Source organism: Microbacterium sp. (assembly GCF_031988965.1).
Classification (GTDB): Bacteria; Actinomycetota; Actinomycetes; order Actinomycetales; family Microbacteriaceae; genus Microbacterium.
This window is the reverse complement of the sequence record NZ_DALZXX010000002.1, coordinates 17,779-34,298: the sequence shown is the minus strand read 5'-3', so window position 1 is coordinate 34,298 and position 16,520 is coordinate 17,779. Positions and strand designations below refer to the sequence as shown.

The 16,520-nt window shown below is 67.6% G+C and carries 15 protein-coding genes; 9 read left to right on the top strand and 6 right to left on the bottom strand.

The genetic code is table 11. From position 1 onward, the window contains the following. The 5 genes from RTM68_RS01825 to RTM68_RS01805 all read right to left on the bottom strand — a co-directional run. On the bottom strand, nt 1-739 hold a 739-nt coding region (locus RTM68_RS01825), incomplete at its 3' end, for an alpha/beta hydrolase (protein WP_312167762.1). Nucleotides 740-805: 66 nt separating this feature from the next. Then, the gene (locus tag RTM68_RS01820; protein ID WP_312167760.1) at nt 806-2,518 is read right to left on the bottom strand and encodes an ABC transporter family substrate-binding protein; all 1,713 of its coding nucleotides are present in this window, start codon (nt 2,516-2,518) and stop codon (nt 806-808) included. Nucleotides 2,519-2,649: 131 nt separating this feature from the next. Then, entirely contained in the window at nt 2,650-4,593 is a 1,944-nt protein-coding gene (locus RTM68_RS01815) for an ABC transporter ATP-binding protein (protein ID WP_312167758.1), read from the bottom strand. Then, nucleotides 4,590-5,516, bottom strand: coding sequence for an ABC transporter permease (locus RTM68_RS01810; RefSeq protein WP_194763318.1), 927 nt, complete (start codon nt 5,514-5,516; stop codon nt 4,590-4,592). Before RTM68_RS01810 ends, RTM68_RS01815 begins: the two co-directional genes overlap by 4 nt. Nucleotide 5,517: 1 nt before the next feature. After that, nucleotides 5,518-6,501, bottom strand: a complete 984-nt coding sequence (locus RTM68_RS01805; protein ID WP_312167755.1) for an ABC transporter permease — start codon at nt 6,499-6,501, stop codon at nt 5,518-5,520. Between the two features lie 267 nt (nt 6,502-6,768). On the opposite strand from RTM68_RS01805, the gene lepA reads away from it, so the two are divergent. From lepA to hemW, 4 genes are read left to right on the top strand one after another with little or no spacing between them, the layout of a single operon-like run. Continuing rightward, nucleotides 6,769-8,622 carry a translation elongation factor 4 gene (gene lepA, locus RTM68_RS01800; RefSeq protein WP_241797035.1) on the top strand — a complete coding sequence of 618 codons (1,854 nt, stop codon included), beginning with the start codon at nt 6,769-6,771 and terminating at the stop codon, nt 8,620-8,622. Between the two features lies 1 nt (nt 8,623). After that, nucleotides 8,624-9,145 (top strand): DUF1990 family protein, encoded by a 522-nt coding sequence (locus RTM68_RS01795; RefSeq protein WP_312167754.1) that lies wholly within the window; start codon nt 8,624-8,626, stop codon nt 9,143-9,145. Between the two features lie 10 nt (nt 9,146-9,155). Beyond that, nucleotides 9,156-9,809 carry a DUF1990 family protein gene (locus RTM68_RS01790; protein WP_241797033.1) on the top strand — a complete coding sequence of 218 codons (654 nt, stop codon included), beginning with the start codon at nt 9,156-9,158 and terminating at the stop codon, nt 9,807-9,809. Between the two features lie 16 nt (nt 9,810-9,825). After that, nucleotides 9,826-11,043 carry a radical SAM family heme chaperone HemW gene (hemW, locus tag RTM68_RS01785; RefSeq protein WP_312167752.1) on the top strand — a complete coding sequence of 406 codons (1,218 nt, stop codon included), beginning with the start codon at nt 9,826-9,828 and terminating at the stop codon, nt 11,041-11,043. A 34-nt stretch (nt 11,044-11,077) separates the two neighbouring features. Here the strand turns inward: hemW and RTM68_RS01780 are convergent, their stop codons facing one another. Next, nucleotides 11,078-12,493: a carboxylesterase family protein gene (locus tag RTM68_RS01780; protein ID WP_312167751.1), complete on the bottom strand. Its 1,416-nt coding sequence runs from the start codon at nt 12,491-12,493 to the stop codon at nt 11,078-11,080. Nucleotides 12,494-12,583: 90 nt separating this feature from the next. Between RTM68_RS01780 and hrcA the strand changes: the two genes are divergently transcribed. The 5 genes from hrcA to RTM68_RS01755 form a co-directional block, all read left to right on the top strand. Further along, a complete protein-coding gene (gene hrcA / locus RTM68_RS01775; RefSeq protein ID WP_194763313.1) occupies nt 12,584-13,615 on the top strand; it encodes a heat-inducible transcriptional repressor HrcA in 1,032 nt (343 codons plus the stop codon). A gap of 36 nt (nt 13,616-13,651) precedes the next feature. Further along, nucleotides 13,652-14,767, top strand: coding sequence for a molecular chaperone DnaJ (dnaJ, locus tag RTM68_RS01770; protein WP_312167750.1), 1,116 nt, complete (start codon nt 13,652-13,654; stop codon nt 14,765-14,767). A 10-nt stretch (nt 14,768-14,777) separates the two neighbouring features. After that, complete coding sequence (locus RTM68_RS01765; RefSeq protein ID WP_312167748.1) at nt 14,778-15,506, top strand: 16S rRNA (uracil(1498)-N(3))-methyltransferase; 729 nt, start codon at nt 14,778-14,780, stop codon at nt 15,504-15,506. 44 nt (nt 15,507-15,550) lie between these two features. Further along, nucleotides 15,551-15,898 carry an HIT domain-containing protein gene (locus RTM68_RS01760; RefSeq protein WP_312167746.1) on the top strand — a complete coding sequence of 116 codons (348 nt, stop codon included), beginning with the start codon at nt 15,551-15,553 and terminating at the stop codon, nt 15,896-15,898. Between the two features lie 46 nt (nt 15,899-15,944). Beyond that, the coding region (locus tag RTM68_RS01755; RefSeq protein ID WP_312167883.1) for a PhoH family protein at nt 15,945-16,520 on the top strand (576 nt) is incomplete at its 3' end.

The window sequence follows — 16,520 nt, the reverse complement described above, 5'->3', positions numbered from 1 at the left end:
CAGCCCGTTCGCTGAGCACTGCGTCGGCCTCGACAGTCGCGATTCCCAGGCGGAGAATCGCATTGAAGACCCCCGGACGCATCGCCGTGACGAGATGCGTCGTGCGCGGTACGACGATCAATTCGGCGCGCGGGGCGAGACGCTGGAACAGGGCCTCGTTCAGACGCAGCTGGTCGTACTGACCGTTCACGAACCAGAGAGGCACGTCGATGCGGGCGACCGCGGAGGCGAGATCGAGCGTTGCGAGGTTTCTCAGCGCGGTGTCCTGTGTGTCGAGCGCATAGCCGCCGGCGGCGAAGTCCGAACGGGTCTCCTCGGGGATCGTCGCTTCGAGGATGCGCTCTGTGAGCCACATGCCTCTGTCCGGCAGGCGGTCGACGGCCCGGGCGATCAAACGATAGGCGGCGAGGCCGGTGCCCCGGGGGAGCGAAGTGCACGAGGCGGCGATGAGTCCGGCCACCGGCGGTCTCTGCGCTCCTCCGGTGTACGCCAGGGTCAGCAGCCCGCCCATCGAGTGGCCGACGAGAAGCACCGGTCCTCGCGTCGCGGCGTCGCGTACCGCAGCGTCGATCGTGTGCAGCGCCTCGTGGAGGGTGAAGTCCTCCTGCATCCGGGTACCGTGACCCGGGAGGTCGACGGCGGTGGCCGGGATGCCGGACTCCTGCAGGAACGCGAGTTGAGACCTCCACATCGTCGCGGACGTGCGGATGCCGTGCACGAGGACGATCTGGACGGTCACGGGTTCAGCATACGAAAGCGGGGCCGGTGGATGAACCACCGACCCCGCTCTCACAGGAAGAAGTGCTTACTTCTCCCAGCCGACGTTCTCGACGGGGGTGACCCCGAAGAGGTCGAGACCCACGTAGGGCTCAGGCGTCAGGTTGGCCAGGCCGTCCTTGACCGTGAAGATCGAGGGACCGTTGTAGAGCGGGATGACGCCCCAGGTCTCCTTGATGATCTCCGGCTCGAGCTTCATCGTGGCGGCGGTCCAGTCCTCGGCCGTCGTCTGCGACTCGACCTGGTCCGCGATCTTCTCGTCGATCTCCGGAGTTCCGGTGCCGGAGAGGTTCAGGCCGCTGTCAGAGCAGTACAGCTGGCAGAACCACAGCGGGCCGAACGGGTCGGAGTCGGTGAAGCGCAGCGAGAACGCATCCCAGTTCTTCGTGCTGAAGTCGGTCGAGAAGTCCGCGGGTGCGCGCTTCTCGATCGTCAGGTCGATGCCGATCGCCTTCTGCTGCTGCTGCAGCGCCTTGGCGAGCGCCTCCTGCGTGGGGTCGTCGCTGTGCACCGGGAAGACGATCGAGAGCTTCTCGCCGTCCTTCTCGCGGATGCCGTCTTCGCCCTCGGTCCAGCCGGCGTCGTCGAGCAGCTTCTTGGCGGCGTCGACGTCGAACTTCAGACCTGCTTCGGCGAACGAGTCCTTGTAGCCGTCCTGGAAGTCGTACAGGTTCAGCGAGCCGGCCGGAGCCTCCTCGTAGTCCAGTCCGTTCCAGGCGATCTGCTTCTGCTGATCGATGTCGATCGCCATGAAGAAGGCCTCACGAACCGCCGGGTCCGACAGCTGCGGCTTCTCACCGTCGAGGATGACGATGGTCTTGGCGGTCTGCTGCGAGCGGTAGGTCGTGACGTCTTCCATGTCGGCGACCTGCGCGAGGCGGTCCTTGGTGTTCGTGCCGACCATGTCGATCTCGCCGTTCTTGAAGGCGTTGATCGAGGCCGAGGCGTCGAGACCGGTGAAGGTGACCTTGTCGAGCAGCGGCGCGTTGCCCCACCACTTCTCATTGGGCTCGAACGTGACGGACTGGCCGTTCACGTCGTAGTCCGTCAGCTTGTACGGCCCTGCGCCCCACTCGGGGTGCGGGTTCTCGATGAATGCCGTGTTGAAGATCTCCGGCGTGTTGACGGCCGGGTGCATGATTCCCGTGAGGAACGGCATCTTCGGCCAGGCGAACTCGCCCTTGAACGTGACGATGACATCCTTGTCGGTCTCGCCGGCCGTGACCGACTCGATCTCCTTGTAGCCGTCGGTGGCGTTGGCCTCGTAAGCCTCGTCCGTGCCGCTGTTCGCCTTCCAGGTGGCCTCGAACGCGGTGTAGTCGATCGGGGTGCCGTCGTTCCAGGTGGCCTTCTCGTTCACCTTCATCGTGACGACGGTCTTGCCGTCCTTCTCGCTGATGTCCCAGGCGTCGAGGTAGGCGGGGTTCGCCGAGACGGTGCCGTCCGGGTCCATGAGGAAGACCTGAGGGGTGTACCAGGAAGCGAGTCGCTGGGTGTCCGCGCTGCCGTTGCCGTTGAACGCGTTCATCTGCGGCGTGACCTCGTTGATACCGAAGTTGACCTCGCCTCCTTCCTGCAGGTTCTCGCGGGGCTGCGGGTTGTAGTCCGACGCCTTCGTCTCCTGGGGCTCGTTGCCGCCATCGGTGCCGCTGTCTCCAGTGCCCGACGCACAGCCGCTGATCGCGAGTGCGAGGGCCCCACTGAGGGCGATGACGCCCGTCAGCTTGGTGGTGCCTTTCATGGTGCTCCTTTCGCCTTTCGGCGTGTCATAAAGGGGAGGTTAGTTCGCCGTCGTCCCAAACACTCGCGATGCACGTGAATATCGGAATACTGTTACACGACCTTAACCGGAGGGCTTCCCGGCGGTCGCCGTCAGGAGGCCAGCGGCTGGGTCGTCATGGTCTTGGCGTCGAAGATGATCCGCTGGCGACCGCGCTCGATGTCGGGGTCCGGAACGGGGATCGCCGAGAGCAGAGCCTTGGTGTACGGATGCTGCGGATTGTCGAACACCTCGTCGACGTCACCGTGCTCCACGAACTCGCCCAGGTACATCACGGCGACGCGGTCTGCGATGTGACGCACGACCGACAGGTCGTGCGCGACGAACAGGTACGACAGGCCGAGCTTGACCTTCAGCTCGTCGAGCAGGTTGATGACACCGGCCTGGATCGACACGTCGAGCGCCGAGACGGGCTCATCGAGCACCACGATCTTGGGGTTCGTCGACAATGCGCGGGCGATGCCGATGCGCTGTCGCTGGCCGCCCGAGAACGCGCCGGGGAATCGGTCGAGGTGCGCGGGGTTGAGCCCCACGAGATCCATCAGCTCCTGCACGCGCACGTGGGCATCGGCGCGGCTGACACCGATCGCGATCATGGGCTCCGCGATGATCGCACTCACGGTCATGCGGGGATCCAGCGCACCCATCGGGTCCTGGAACACGATCTGGATGTCGCGCCGCAGCGCTCTCTCCTGAGCGCCGCTGGTGATGTCGCCCACGCTCGTGCCGGCGACGACGATGTCGCCGTCGTCCTGCTTCGCGAAGTCCATGATCTGCAGCAGGGTGGTCGTCTTCCCCGAGCCGGATTCGCCGACGATCGCCATGGTCTCGCCCTCGCGGACGTCGAAGCTGATGCCCTTGACGGCATGCACCTCGCCGACCTTGCGCTTGAAGATCGCGCCCTTCATGAGAGGGAAGGTCTTCGTGAGGTTGCGCACCTCGAGCGTGACCGGCCGCTGCTCGCGAGGCGTCAGCGTCAGGGCGCTCTCGGGAACCTCGGTCACGGGGTAGACCGGCAGGCCGCCGATCAGGCCGCCGTCCTCGATCTCGCCCGAGCGGAAGCAGGCGGCGGTGTGCGCGGCATCGGTCCCGGTGGCGACGGGGAGGAGTTCCGGCTCGGATGCCCGGCAGGCGTCGACGACGATAGGGCAGCGATCCGCGAACGGGCAGGCGTGCGGCAGGTCGATGAGCAGGGGCGGGTTGCCCTTGATCGGCACGAGCGGCTGCTTCTCGGCCTTGTCGACGCGAGGGATCGCGCCGAGCAGGCCGATCGAGTACGGCATCCGGGTGCGGTGGAAGAGCTCGCGAGCCTCGGCATGCTCGACGGGCTTGCCCGCGTACATGACGATGACGTCGTCGGCCGTGCGCGCGACCACGCCCATGTCGTGCGTGATCATGATGACCGCGGCGCCCGTCTCACCCTGCGCCTTCTCGATGAGGTCGAGGATCTGCGCCTGGATCGTCACGTCGAGAGCGGTGGTCGGCTCATCGCAGATGATGAGCTTCGGGTTGTTGGCCATCGCGATCGCGATCACGACGCGCTGGCGCATACCGCCGGAGAACTCGTGCGGGAAGGACTTCATGCGCTTCTCGGGCTCGGGGATGCCGACGAGCGAGAGCAGTTCGACCGAGCGGTCCCACGACTCCTTCTTCGACAGATTCCGATGCACGGTCAGGGCCTCGATGAGCTGATCCCCGATGGTGAACACGGGCGTCAGCGAGGTCAGCGGGTCCTGGAAGACCATGGTCATGCCGTTGCCGCGGATCATCGACATCTGCTTGTCGGTCTTGCCGAGCAGCTCTTCGCCGTCGAAGACGATCGAGCCGGTGACCTTGGCGTTGTCGTCGAGCAGGCCGATGATCGCGAGCGACGTGACGGACTTGCCCGATCCGGACTCGCCCACGATGCCGAGGGTCTTGCCGGCTTCGAGGTCGAATGAGACACCGCGCACGGCGTCGACGCGTCCGGCCTCGGAGGGGAAGCTGACCCGCAGGTCGCGGACGGAGAGCACGGGGGAAGAGGAGATGGTGGTCATGCGCGGCCTCCTGCCGCAGAGGTGGGATCGAGCGCATCGCGCAGTCCGTCGGCGACGAGTGCCATCGAGACGGTGAGCAGCACCAGTGCGGCGGCGGGGAAGTAGAACAGCCACGGGGCGCTGGTGATGCTGTTGGCGCCGCTGCCGATGAGCGAGCCGAGCGACACATCGGGGATCTTCACGCCGAAGCCGATGAACGACAGACCGGTCTCGGTCATCACGGCCGCGACGACACCGAGGGTGAAGTTGATGACGAGGAGCGAGCCGATGTTCGGGAGAAGGTGGCGCATGACGATGGTCATGCCCCGCACGCCCATGTACCGGGCGGCCTCGACGTACTCGCGCTCACGCAGTGACAGTGCCATGGTCCAGATGACCCTGGCCTGGAAGAACCAGCCGATGAAGATCAGGGCCAGGGCGATGACCCGCCAGTCGCCGCCGGCGGTGTTCGACACCAGGGCGAGGATCAGGAAGGTCGGGATCACCATCAGGAAGTGGATGAGCAGCAGCGTGAAGCGCTCGATGCGTCCACCGAAGTAGGCCGCGGCCGTGCCGACCACTGCGGAGAGCGCGGTGGTGCCCACGGAGACCGTGACGGCGATCATGAGCGAGCGCTGCAGACCGATCGACACCTGTGCGAACAGGTCGTTCCCTGCCGGCGTCGTGCCGAACCAGTGGTCACCGGACGGGGGAGTGCCGAGGTTCAGGAAGTCGAGGTAGATGTGGTCGTAGCGCGCCACCAGCGGGCCGACGATCGAGAAGAGCACCAGCGCGAGGAACACGATGACGCCGAAGACCGCCGGCTTGTTGCGCATGAAGCGCCGGTAGTACAGCGCGAAGGTCGACATCCGCTTGCGCTGCACGGCCACAGGGGCCGGCTGCTCGGCGGTGTGCAGCGTGGGGTCGATCATTTCCGAGCTCATGTCAGCTCACTCTCACTCGCGGGTCGAGGGCGACGACGGCGATGTCCGCGAGGATCGCGCCGATTGCGGTCAGGACCGCACCGAAGGCGGCGACCGCCACGACGCCGTGCACGTCGTTCTTCGAGATCGTGTCGATGAAGTACTTGCCCATGCCGTTCCAGCCGAAGATCGACTCGGTAAGGATGGCGCCGGTGAACACCGTCGGGATCGTGAACGCGAGCTGCGTGGCCACGGGGATGAGCGACGGACGCAGTGCGTGCTTGCGGATCGCCTGCTGCTTCGTGAGGCCCTTCGCCCGGGCGGTGCGGACGTAGTCGGCCTTGATGTTGTCGAGCAGCAGTGACCGCTGCAGCAGGTGGTAGTTCGCGTAGCCGGTGAGGACCAGCGCGATCGTCGGCAGCGTCAGATGCTGCAGCTTGTCGATGATGTAGGGGAAGAAGCCTTCGACCCCCTTGCTTCCGGCTCCCGTGACGTAGAAGACGCGCACGCCGGCCCACTCGTTGAAGGCGATCGCGAGGAGGACGATACCGAGCGCGGCGACGACGATGGGGATGTTCATCGTCACGATCGACGTCGCCTGACCGATGCGGTCACCGAGCTTGTACTGGCGCGAGGCGGTGTAGACGCCGAGTCCGATTCCGAGGACGGCGCCGAGGATGGTCGCGCCGATCACCAGCTCGCCCGAGACCCACATGCGGTAGGCGATCTGGTCGTTCACGGACTGGCCGACGGGGCTCTGCCCCCAGTCCCAGCGGAAGAGGATGCCGCTGAACCAGGTCCACCAGCGCTCGAGGAGCGGGACGGTGTCGCTCAGGTTGAACGGCTCCAGCATCCGCGTGATCTCATCGGGAGTGAGCGGAGGGCGGCGACCGACGTAGTTGCTCCGCGGATCGAGGAACGACCAGGCCAGGAAGTAGGTCACGTTGGTCGCGACCACGATCATCAGCAGCCAGCCGAGTGCGCGGCGCACGAGATACTTGATCAAGGTGTTGATTCTCTCTCTGTTTCAGACGCGCTCGGGAACAGCCGACGCAACTCTGAGCCGGAGGGAGACGGCCGTGCACCGCCTGCCGATCTGCGCGAATCGACTCGCCGCATGGTGTGTGACGGAGTCTTATCGCTCACGGGATCCGGTGTCACGGATGGCTCCCGGGCAACCTCGGCAGAATATCACCATCCTGATCCAACCGGGATATTGCACTCGGGAGTCGAATCGGGCATCGGTCGCGCCGCACCGTAGAATCGACGGGACATGTCACCACGCGCCCTCACTCCGCTTCAGCCTGCCGCGACGCCTGCGACGAAGATCCGCAATTTCTGCATCATCGCGCACATCGATCACGGCAAGTCGACCCTCGCCGACCGCATGCTCCAGATCACCGGCGTGGTCTCGGATCGCGACATGCGCGCCCAGTATCTGGACCGCATGGACATCGAGCGCGAGCGCGGCATCACCATCAAGAGCCAGGCCGTCCGCATGCCCTGGGAGCTCGAGGGTGAGACGTTCGCCCTCAACATGATCGACACCCCAGGTCACGTCGACTTCACCTATGAGGTCTCCCGGTCGCTCGCAGCCTGCGAGGGCGCGATCCTCCTCGTCGACGCCGCGCAGGGCATCGAGGCCCAGACGCTCGCGAACCTGTACCTGGCTCTCGAGAACGACCTGCACATCATCCCGGTGCTCAACAAGATCGACCTGCCTGCAGCCGATCCCGAGAAGTACGCCAAGGAACTGGCATCGCTGATCGGCGGCAAGCCGGAAGACGTGCTGCGCGTCTCGGGCAAGACCGGTGTGGGCGTCGAAGCCCTGCTCGACCGTCTGGTGCAGGAGATCCCGGCTCCGGTGGGCGATGCGGATGCTCCGGCCCGCGCCATGATCTTCGACTCGGTCTACGACGCCTACCGCGGTGTCGTCACCTACGTGCGCATGGTCGACGGCAGTCTCTCGCCGCGCGAGCGCATCCAGATGATGTCGACGGGCGCGAACCATGACGCGCTCGAGGTCGGCGTGTCGAGCCCGGAGCCGATCCCCACGAAGGGACTCGGCGTCGGAGAGGTCGGCTACCTCATCACCGGCGTGAAGGACGTGCGTCTGTCGAAGGTCGGCGACACGATCACGGCGGCGCGCAAGCCCGCCTCCGAGGCCCTCGCCGGCTACACGGACCCCAAGCCGATGGTGTTCTCCGGCATCTATCCGATCGACGGCAGCGACTACGCGGAACTGCGCGAGGCGCTCGACAAGCTCAAGCTCTCCGACGCGTCGCTCCAGTACGAGCCCGAGACCTCGGTCGCGCTCGGATTCGGTTTCCGCTGCGGGTTCCTCGGACTCCTGCACCTCGAGATCATCACCGAGCGCCTCGAGCGCGAGTTCGGCCTCGACCTCATCACCACCGCACCCAGCGTGATCTACGAGGTTCTCACCAGCGACACCGGCGAGACCGTGACGGTGACCAACCCGAGCGAGTACCCGGACGGGCGCATCGGCTCGGTGGCGGAGCCCATGGTGAAGACGGCGATCCTGCTGCCCAAGGACTACGTGGGCACGGTCATGGAGCTCTGCCAGTCGCGGCGCGGCTCGCTGCTCGGCATGGAGTACTTCTCCGAGGAGCGCGTCGAGCTGCGGTACATGATGCCGCTCGGTGAGATCGTGTTCGACTTCTTCGATCAGCTCAAGTCGAAGACGCAGGGCTACGCCTCGCTCGACTACGAGCCGGCCGGGCAGCAGGAGGCGGACCTGGTGAAGGTCGACATCCTGCTGCAGGGCGAGAAGGTCGACGCGTTCAGCTCGATCGTCCACCGCGACAAGGCGTACGCGTACGGAACGATGATGGCCGAGCGTCTGCGCAAGCTCATCCCGCGCCAGCAGTTCGAGGTGCCGATCCAGGCGGCCATCGGCGCGCGCATCATCGCCCGCGAGACCATCCGCGCGATCCGGAAGGACGTTCTCGCCAAGTGCTACGGCGGTGACATCACCCGTAAGCGCAAGCTCCTCGAGAAGCAGAAGGAGGGCAAGAAGCGCATGAAGATGGTCGGTCGCGTCGAGGTCCCCCAGGAGGCGTTCATCGCTGCGCTCTCCGGCGACGTCGAAGGCAAGGACAAGAAGTAGCGTGACGCTGCCGCGGTACGAGCGCGGCCTGACGCGGCATCCGCTCGGCGACCTCCCCACGGGGATGCGCGGCGCCGAACGCTCGGTGGCGGTACCGGAGTACGCGCACGACGCCGTCAGCGCGCTCATCACCTCGTGGGAGTTCAAGAGGCGCGCCGGTTTCGACGCGCCCGGGGACGAGCCCGTCGCCGGGCAGGAAGACCGACTCGGCAAGACCGTGCTGGGGATGCACTTCGCCGAGCCGATCCGCGTGGTGTGGGCCGACGAGCACGGATTCGGCTACGAGACGCGCCCGGGACACCCGATCTACGGCGAAGAATCGTTCGTCCTCGAGAACGGCCGGTTCACCGCGCGATCGGTCTCACGCCCCTCGACCCGGCGATGGTGGGTGCTGACGCCCGTTCTCCGCGCGATGCAGCGCGGGGTGTTCCGGCTGTACATCTCGAACGTCGAAGCGGAGATCGTGCGATGCGGGAAGGATCCGAGACCCGGGGTGAGTGATCGTCCAGGTAATGCCAAGTAGGCTGGCTCTCATGCGGCGCGGGACTTTCCGAGACGACACGGTGGACTATGCGGCCGTGGGTGCGACCCACGCCCCGGATCTGATGCAGTATCCGCCGGAGCGCAGCATCCCGGCGGAGAACTCCTGGCGCATCGGCAGTGGCCTCGAGCGCTTCCAGACCGCCGGCGAATCGCTTCTGACCTGGACGGCGCAGCGCGCCTCGGGGCTCAGCGTCGACGATGTGCGCCCGGCGCCCGGACCGGCGTATGCGGGCGTGAGCTTCGACGCGGAGGGCACTCCGATCGCCCCGAGCAAGAACGACGTCGAGCAGCGTTTCGATGCCGAGGGCACGCCGTTCGCGGGCCCCGGCATGACTCTGCGTCTGCACGGCAGGGTCGCGGGCATGCGAGCCGACGCGGAACTCCGCGTGATCTCGGTGACGGAAGAGAAGCGCCGCATCGGATTCGTCCTCGGCACGGTCGGCGGCTCCGTCGTCCGCGGCGAGGAGTCGTTCGACATCGACTGGCGCGAGGACAACGACGAGGTCTGGTTCACGGTGCGGGCGTTCGACGCGCCGAACTCGCTGCTCTATCGCACGGTCCCGGCTCTCGTGAAGCGCCGCCGTCGCGAGCTGTTCGCTCGATATCTGCGTGCCATTTCGCCGCTCTACGCGACGCCGCTCTGATGAACTCAGCCCTCTGATGGCCGGACCCCTGCCGCTCGGCGATCCGGCCCCGGCCGACGGCCGCCTTCCCACCGATCTGCCGATCGATCCCTCTGCGCCGTTCTCCGCGTACCTGCACATCCCCTTCTGCCGTGTGCGATGCGGGTACTGCGACTTCAACACCTACACCTCGGGCGAGCTGCGCGGCGCCAAGCAGGAGGACTACGCCTCGACCCTCCTCACCGAGATCGCTCTCGCGAAGGACGTGCTGGCGGATGCCGGAGCGCTGCGCCCGATGGACACGGTGTTCTTCGGCGGCGGCACGCCGACGCTGCTTCCCGCCGGTGACCTCGCTCGCATGCTGTGTGCCGCGACCGAGGCGTTCGGTCTCGCCGAGGGGGCCGAGGTCACCGTCGAGGCGAATCCCGACACGGTGACGCCCGAGGTCGCACGCATCCTCGCCGACGCCGGCGTCACGCGCCTGTCGATCGGCATGCAGTCGGCGGTGCCGCACGTGCTCGCCGCGCTCGATCGCACACACCGCCCGGAGAACGTCGACACGGCAGTCGCCGCAGCGAAGGACGCGGGCCTCGCGGTCAGCGTCGACCTCATCTACGGAGCGCCCGGCGAGTCGCTCGCCGATTGGGAGGCGTCGCTCGACGCGGCGCTCGCCCTCGACTCCGACCACATCTCGGCCTACGCACTGATCATCGAAGACGGCACGAAGCTCGCCAGGCAGATCCGCCGCGGTGAGGTGCCCACTCCCGACGACGACCTTCAGGCCGACATGTACGAGCTCGCCGACGCCCGTCTCGCGGCGGCCGGCTTCGAGTGGTACGAGGTGAGCAACTGGTCCCGTTCCGAGGAGCAGCGCTCGCGCCACAACCTCGCCTACTGGCGCGGGACCGACTGGTGGGGCTTCGGGCCCGGCGCCCACAGCCACGTCGCCGGTCTGCGCTGGTGGAACGTCAAGCATCCCGCGGCATATGCGCAGCGTCTCGCGGCGGGGGAGTCGCCCGCCGCGGGAACCGAGCGCCCCGACCAGGAGTCGCGGACGCTCGAGCGCATCCTGCTGCTCAGCCGCATCCGCGAAGGCATCGCGGTGGCCGACCTTCAGCCCGACAAGCGCACCCGGGTCGCCGGACTGATCGCCGACGGCCTCGTCGACCCCGCCGCAGCGGTGCATGGCCGAGTTCAGCTGACTCTGCGAGGGCGTCTGCTCGCCGATGCGGTCGTGCGCGAACTCACCGATTGATCGCGGGCGATCGCGACGATGGCGGCACACCCGCCTACGGCAGGAGATCCATCGATCCGGTGCGGCGTTGCGCCACAGTCACCGTCTCGGTGTCGAAGAGTCGGGTGAGCCTCTCGGCGCCGAACTCCGGCCATCCGGGATCCCCTGTCTTGATGAACGAGATCCAGGCGGAGTGCATCTCGTCGGCGAGAGCCTGTGGGGCGTCCGCGCCCGTGAGGCGCTGCGCTTCGGGATCGCCCAGCCGGTCGAACACGAAACCCAGCTCGAGCGCATGGGCGGCGCGCAGATCGCGGACCGGACTCTGCCACGCGAACTCGTAGACATAGGTGGGGGCGGTGCGTGCCCGCGCGACTCGGGTGAGCGGCGCCCGAAGCATCAGGTCGGTGGCGAGCTGGCCGAAGATCTCGCCGGTCGATGCGCCGGGGAAGGCCGTTCTGTACGCTGCGACGGCTTTGCGCGGAATTCGCAGGGCCAGTCGAGCGAGCAGCAGCTTCATCGCGCTGATCTCGTCGAGAGCGGCCGGGGGGAACCACAGGCGGTACTCATCGGTGTTGCTTCCGATGAGCAGAGGGACGTCGACATCGGCGATGATCTCGTGTGGCGACCGGGGGAGGGACGCGGGATCCACCGCGAACTGGAATCCCGGCGCACCCCCGAGTGGAGACGAGCCGGCCGCCTGCCGGCGCCGTGCGTGCAGCAGCCGTGTGGGTGACAGCCCCGCGAACCCGGCTCGGTCGGCTGTGACACCGAGCAGTTTCGCGAGCTGGGCCGTGACGCGCCCCGCCTTCTTCGGGCTCTGCGCCTCGAGGGGGCCGGACTCGATGATGGCGCGGGCGATCAGCGCGCGCGACGACGAGTTCGCGAGAAGGCCCGCGACGATCGCCCCTCCGGCCGACTCGCCCATCACCGTGATCTGGGCGGGGTCGCCGCCGAATGCGGCGATCTCGCGATGCACCCAGGCGAGACCCGCCGCCGCATCCTGCAGTCCGAGGTTCCTGGGGGCGTCTCGCAGCACCGAGAATCCCTCGGATCCGAGCCGGTAGTTGATCGAGGCGAAGACGATCCCGGCGCGCGCGAAGCCGGCGCCGTCGTACAGAGGCAGCGCGGCGGTGCCTCGCTCGAGCGCACCGCCGTGGATCCAGAGGACGACCGGGGCGTCCTCGGCGCCGACCGGAGCCCACACGTTGACCGTGAGGATGTCGTCACCGGCGATCTCGACCGAACCCAGCAGGTCTCCGATGGCGCCCGGGTACGGATGCTGCGGCGAGGTCGGCCCGAACGACGTCGCATCGCGGATGCCCTCCCATGACGGCGGGGTGCGCGGCGCACGGAAGCGGTTCGCTCCGAACGGCGCGGCGGCATAGGGGATGCCGAGGTAGCGATCGACTCCGCCGAGCGCCTCTCCGCGCACGATTCCGGTGGACACGGTGGCCTGCGGCGCGACACTCATGGTGCTCATCGTAGGGGGATCAGCGCGGCGCGCTCCGCGGCGGGTAGAATTGGCACTCGTAGCCGGTGAGTGCCAGAGGGAGGAGAAGCGATGGTCAGCGAGCGAGGCCTTCAGGTCCTCCGTGCGATCGTGCAGGACTACGTCGAGACGCACGAGCCCGTCGGCAGCCGGTCCATCGTCGACCGTTACTCCTTCGGGGTGTCAGCCGCGACGATCCGCAACGACATGGCGCTGCTCGAAGACGAAGAGCTGATCGCCGCACCGCACACCTCCTCGGGCCGCGTGCCGACCGACAAAGGTTATCGGGTCTTCGTCGACCATCTCGCTCAGCTGCGCCCGCTCTCGGGAGCACAGCGCACCGCCATCGAGTCGTTCCTCACCGATCCGGCCGACCTCGACGACCTCATGGTCCGCACGGTCCGGGTGCTCACGCAGCTCACCGGTCAGGTGGCGCTCGCGCAGTACCCCTCGTTCGCCCGCGCGAACCTCACCCACATCGAGCTCGTCGCGCTCGCACCGACGCGTCTGCTCATCGTCCTCGTCACCGACGCCGGGGGTGTATCCCAGCGCATGGCCCCGCTGCCTGCGGTGGTCGACGAGACCGACATGGCTGTGCTGCGCGCGCGTCTCTCCGCGCTCATCACCGGGCGCGCGGTGAGCGACGCCGCCGACCGGCTGCAGACACTGCTCGCGGCCGACGAACACGCGAACGACCAGGTCCTCCGCGCGCTCGCCACCATCATCATCGACGAGCTCGGCCAGTTCCGGCAGGAGCGCCTCGTGATGGCCGGTGCCGCCACGCTCGCCAGACGCGAGCAGGACTTCCGCGGCAGCATCCATCCGCTGCTCGAGGCGATCGAGGAGCAGGTCACCCTGTTGCGGCTGATGAGCGAGATGGAAGCCGACTCGCACGGGCTCGCAGCGAGCATCGGCACCGAGAACGCCTCGTTCGGTCTGGGGGAGGCGTCGATCGTGGCGAGCAACTACGCCGCTCCCAGCGGCACCGCTCGAGTCGGCGTGATGGGGCCGACCCGCATGGACTATCCGAGCAACCTCGCGGCGGCACGGGCTGTGGCCCGCTACCTGTCGCGGATGCTCGACGAAGACGAGGCCGCTCGCTGACGCGGGCGTCCTGACACGACACGCAGAAGGGCCATTGTGGCGGATCACTACGAGGTACTCGGCGTCTCCCGCGACGCTTCCACCGACGAGATCAAGAAGGCGTATCGACGACTCGCACGTCAGCTCCACCCGGATGTGAACCCGGGTGAGGATGCGGCGGAGCGATTCAAGCTCGTCACGCACGCCTACGACGTGCTGAGCGACGACGAGTCACGTCGTCGATACGACATGGGCGGGGGCGACGGGGCCGCAGGCAACTTCGGCGGCTTCGGTGGCTTCGGCGACATCTTCGAGACGTTCTTCGGAGCCGCCCAGGGCGGTGGACGAGGAGCGCGACCGCGCTCGCGCCGCGAGCGGGGTCAGGACGCGCTCGTGCGCGTCACCCTCGATCTCGGCGATGTCGTCTTCGGTGCGCATCGCGACATCGACGTCGACACGGCCGTGCTGTGCGAGACCTGCAACGGCTCGTGCTGCCAGGAGGGCACGTCGCCCGTCACCTGCGACATCTGCGGCGGATCGGGCCATGTGCAGCGTCAGGTGCGCAGCCTGCTCGGCAACGTCGTCACCTCGCAGCCCTGCGGCACGTGCGAGGGGTACGGCACGACGATCCCGTATCCGTGCGGCACGTGCGGCGGCCAGGGACGGGTGCGTTCGCGTCGCACGGTGTCGCTCGACATCCCGGCCGGCGTCGAGACGGGCCTGCGCCTGCAGCTCCCCGGATCCGGCGAGGTCGGCAAGGCCGGTGGCCCGAACGGCGATCTGTACGTCGAGGTCACCGTCAACGCCCACCCGGCCTTCAGCCGCGACGGCGATGACCTGCTCGCGACCCTCGAGGTCGCCATGACCGATGCCATCCTCGGCACGGAGACGACGATCCAGGGACTCGATGGCGAGGTCGACCTCGAGATCCGGCCCGGCGTGCAGTCCGGCGACGTGCTGACGATCAAGGGGCGGGGCATCACGCCGCTGCGCGGCAGCCAGCGCGGCGATCTGCGCGTGGGCGTGCAGGTGCTTACGCCCACCAAGATCGACTCCGCGCAGCGCCGGCTCATCGAGGACTTCGCGAAGAAGACCAAGGCCCCCGCGCCCCAGTTGGCGCAGTTCCAGCAGGGTCTCTTCTCGAAGTTCCGCGATCGCTTCCGCTCGCACTGATCGGGTTCCCATGGCACTGCACTTCCTCGTCGAATCCTCGTCGGATGCGGCCGTCGGCGACCTCGTGGTGCTGACCGGGGCCGAAGCCAAGCACGCGGCGGTGGTCCGGCGGCTGCGCGTGGGCGAGTCCGTCACCGTCGGAGACGGCGCCGGGGTCTGGCTCAGCGGTGTCGCGGAAGAGGTGACCCCCGCACGGGTCGATGTGCGCGTCTCGCAGCGCACGGTCGAGCCGGCGCCGACGCCTCGGATCGTGCTCGTGCAGGCGCTCGCGAAGGGCGACCGCGACGAGTTGGCGGTGCAGGCGGCGTGCGAGCTCGGCGTCGACGAGATCGTCCCCTGGCAGGCGAGTCGCAGCGTCTCGCGCTGGGAGGGTCCGAAGGCCGTCAAGGGCCGCGAACGGTGGGCGAGCATCGTCCGTGAGGCAGCCAAGCAGGCGCATCGCGCCTGGGTCCCCGAGGTCGTCGCGCCCGTGACGACGAAGGAGCTCGCCGCGCGTGCATCGCAGCAGCGGGTCCTTCTGCTCGACCCCACAGCGCCCCTCAGGCTCTCGCAGGTGACGCCCGACGGTCGGGACCTCGTGCTGGTGGTCGGGCCCGAGGGGGGAATCTCCGACGACGAGATGTCACGCCTGGTCGACGCAGGAGCCGAACGCGTTCTGCTCGGAGACACCGTGCTGCGAACCTCGACCGCGGGCCCGGCAGCGATAGCCGTGCTGTCGGTGGCCCTCGGGCGCTGGTGACGGGGCTCGGGCCTTCTGCACCACCCGATCAGTAGACTGAGACCATGGCAGAGCCCTCGATCTTCACGCGCATCCTGAACGGTGACATCCCGGGCGAGATCCTGCTGGACACCGGCCGGGTCTTCGCGATCCGAGACATCGACCCCCAGGCTCCTCTGCACGCGCTGGTGATCCCGAAGACCGAGGACTACCGCGACGTCACGGAGCTCGCAGCGGGCGACCCCGATCTGCTCGCCGAGATGGTGTCGGCTGCCAAGAGGCTCGCCGACGACCACGCGAACGGCGAGTACCGCCTCATCTTCAACAACGGCGCGAGCGCCGCTCAGTCCGTCTTCCACGTGCACGCCCATGTGCTCGGCAACATCGAGGAGAACAAGCTCGTTGGCTTCTGACGATCAAGACATCATCACCGAACGCGTGTACGTCGACGGTGTCGCCATGGTGCAGCTGCTGGGTCCGCAGGACCGCCTGCTGCGGATGCTCGAGAAGGAGCACCGCGAGGTGCAGGTGCTCGTGCGCGGCAACGAGATCACGCTGACCGGGAACGCGGAGGCGGTCGAGAAGGCGAAGACCCTCGTCGACGAGCTGCTCACCATGACGAAGGCCGGGCACGACCTGGCCCCGAGCGATGTCTCCAGCTCTGCGCGCCTGCTGCGCACCGACGGCGGCCCGCGTCCGAGCGAGGTGCTGGGCGAGGCCATCCTGTCGACGCGCGGAAAGGTCATCAGGCCCAAGACCCTCGGTCAGAAGGAGTACGTCGACGCGATCGAGGAGAACACGATCGTGTTCGGCATCGGTCCGGCCGGTACCGGCAAGACCTACCTCGCGATGGCGAAGGCCGTGCAGGCGCTGCAGCGCAAGGAGGTCACGCGGATCATCCTCACGCGTCCCGCCGTCGAGGCGGGGGAGCGGCTCGGCTTCCTGCCCGGCACGCTGACCGACAAGATCGATCCGTACCTCCGTCCGCTCTACGACGCGCTGAACGAGATGATGGATCCCGAGATCGTCCCTCGT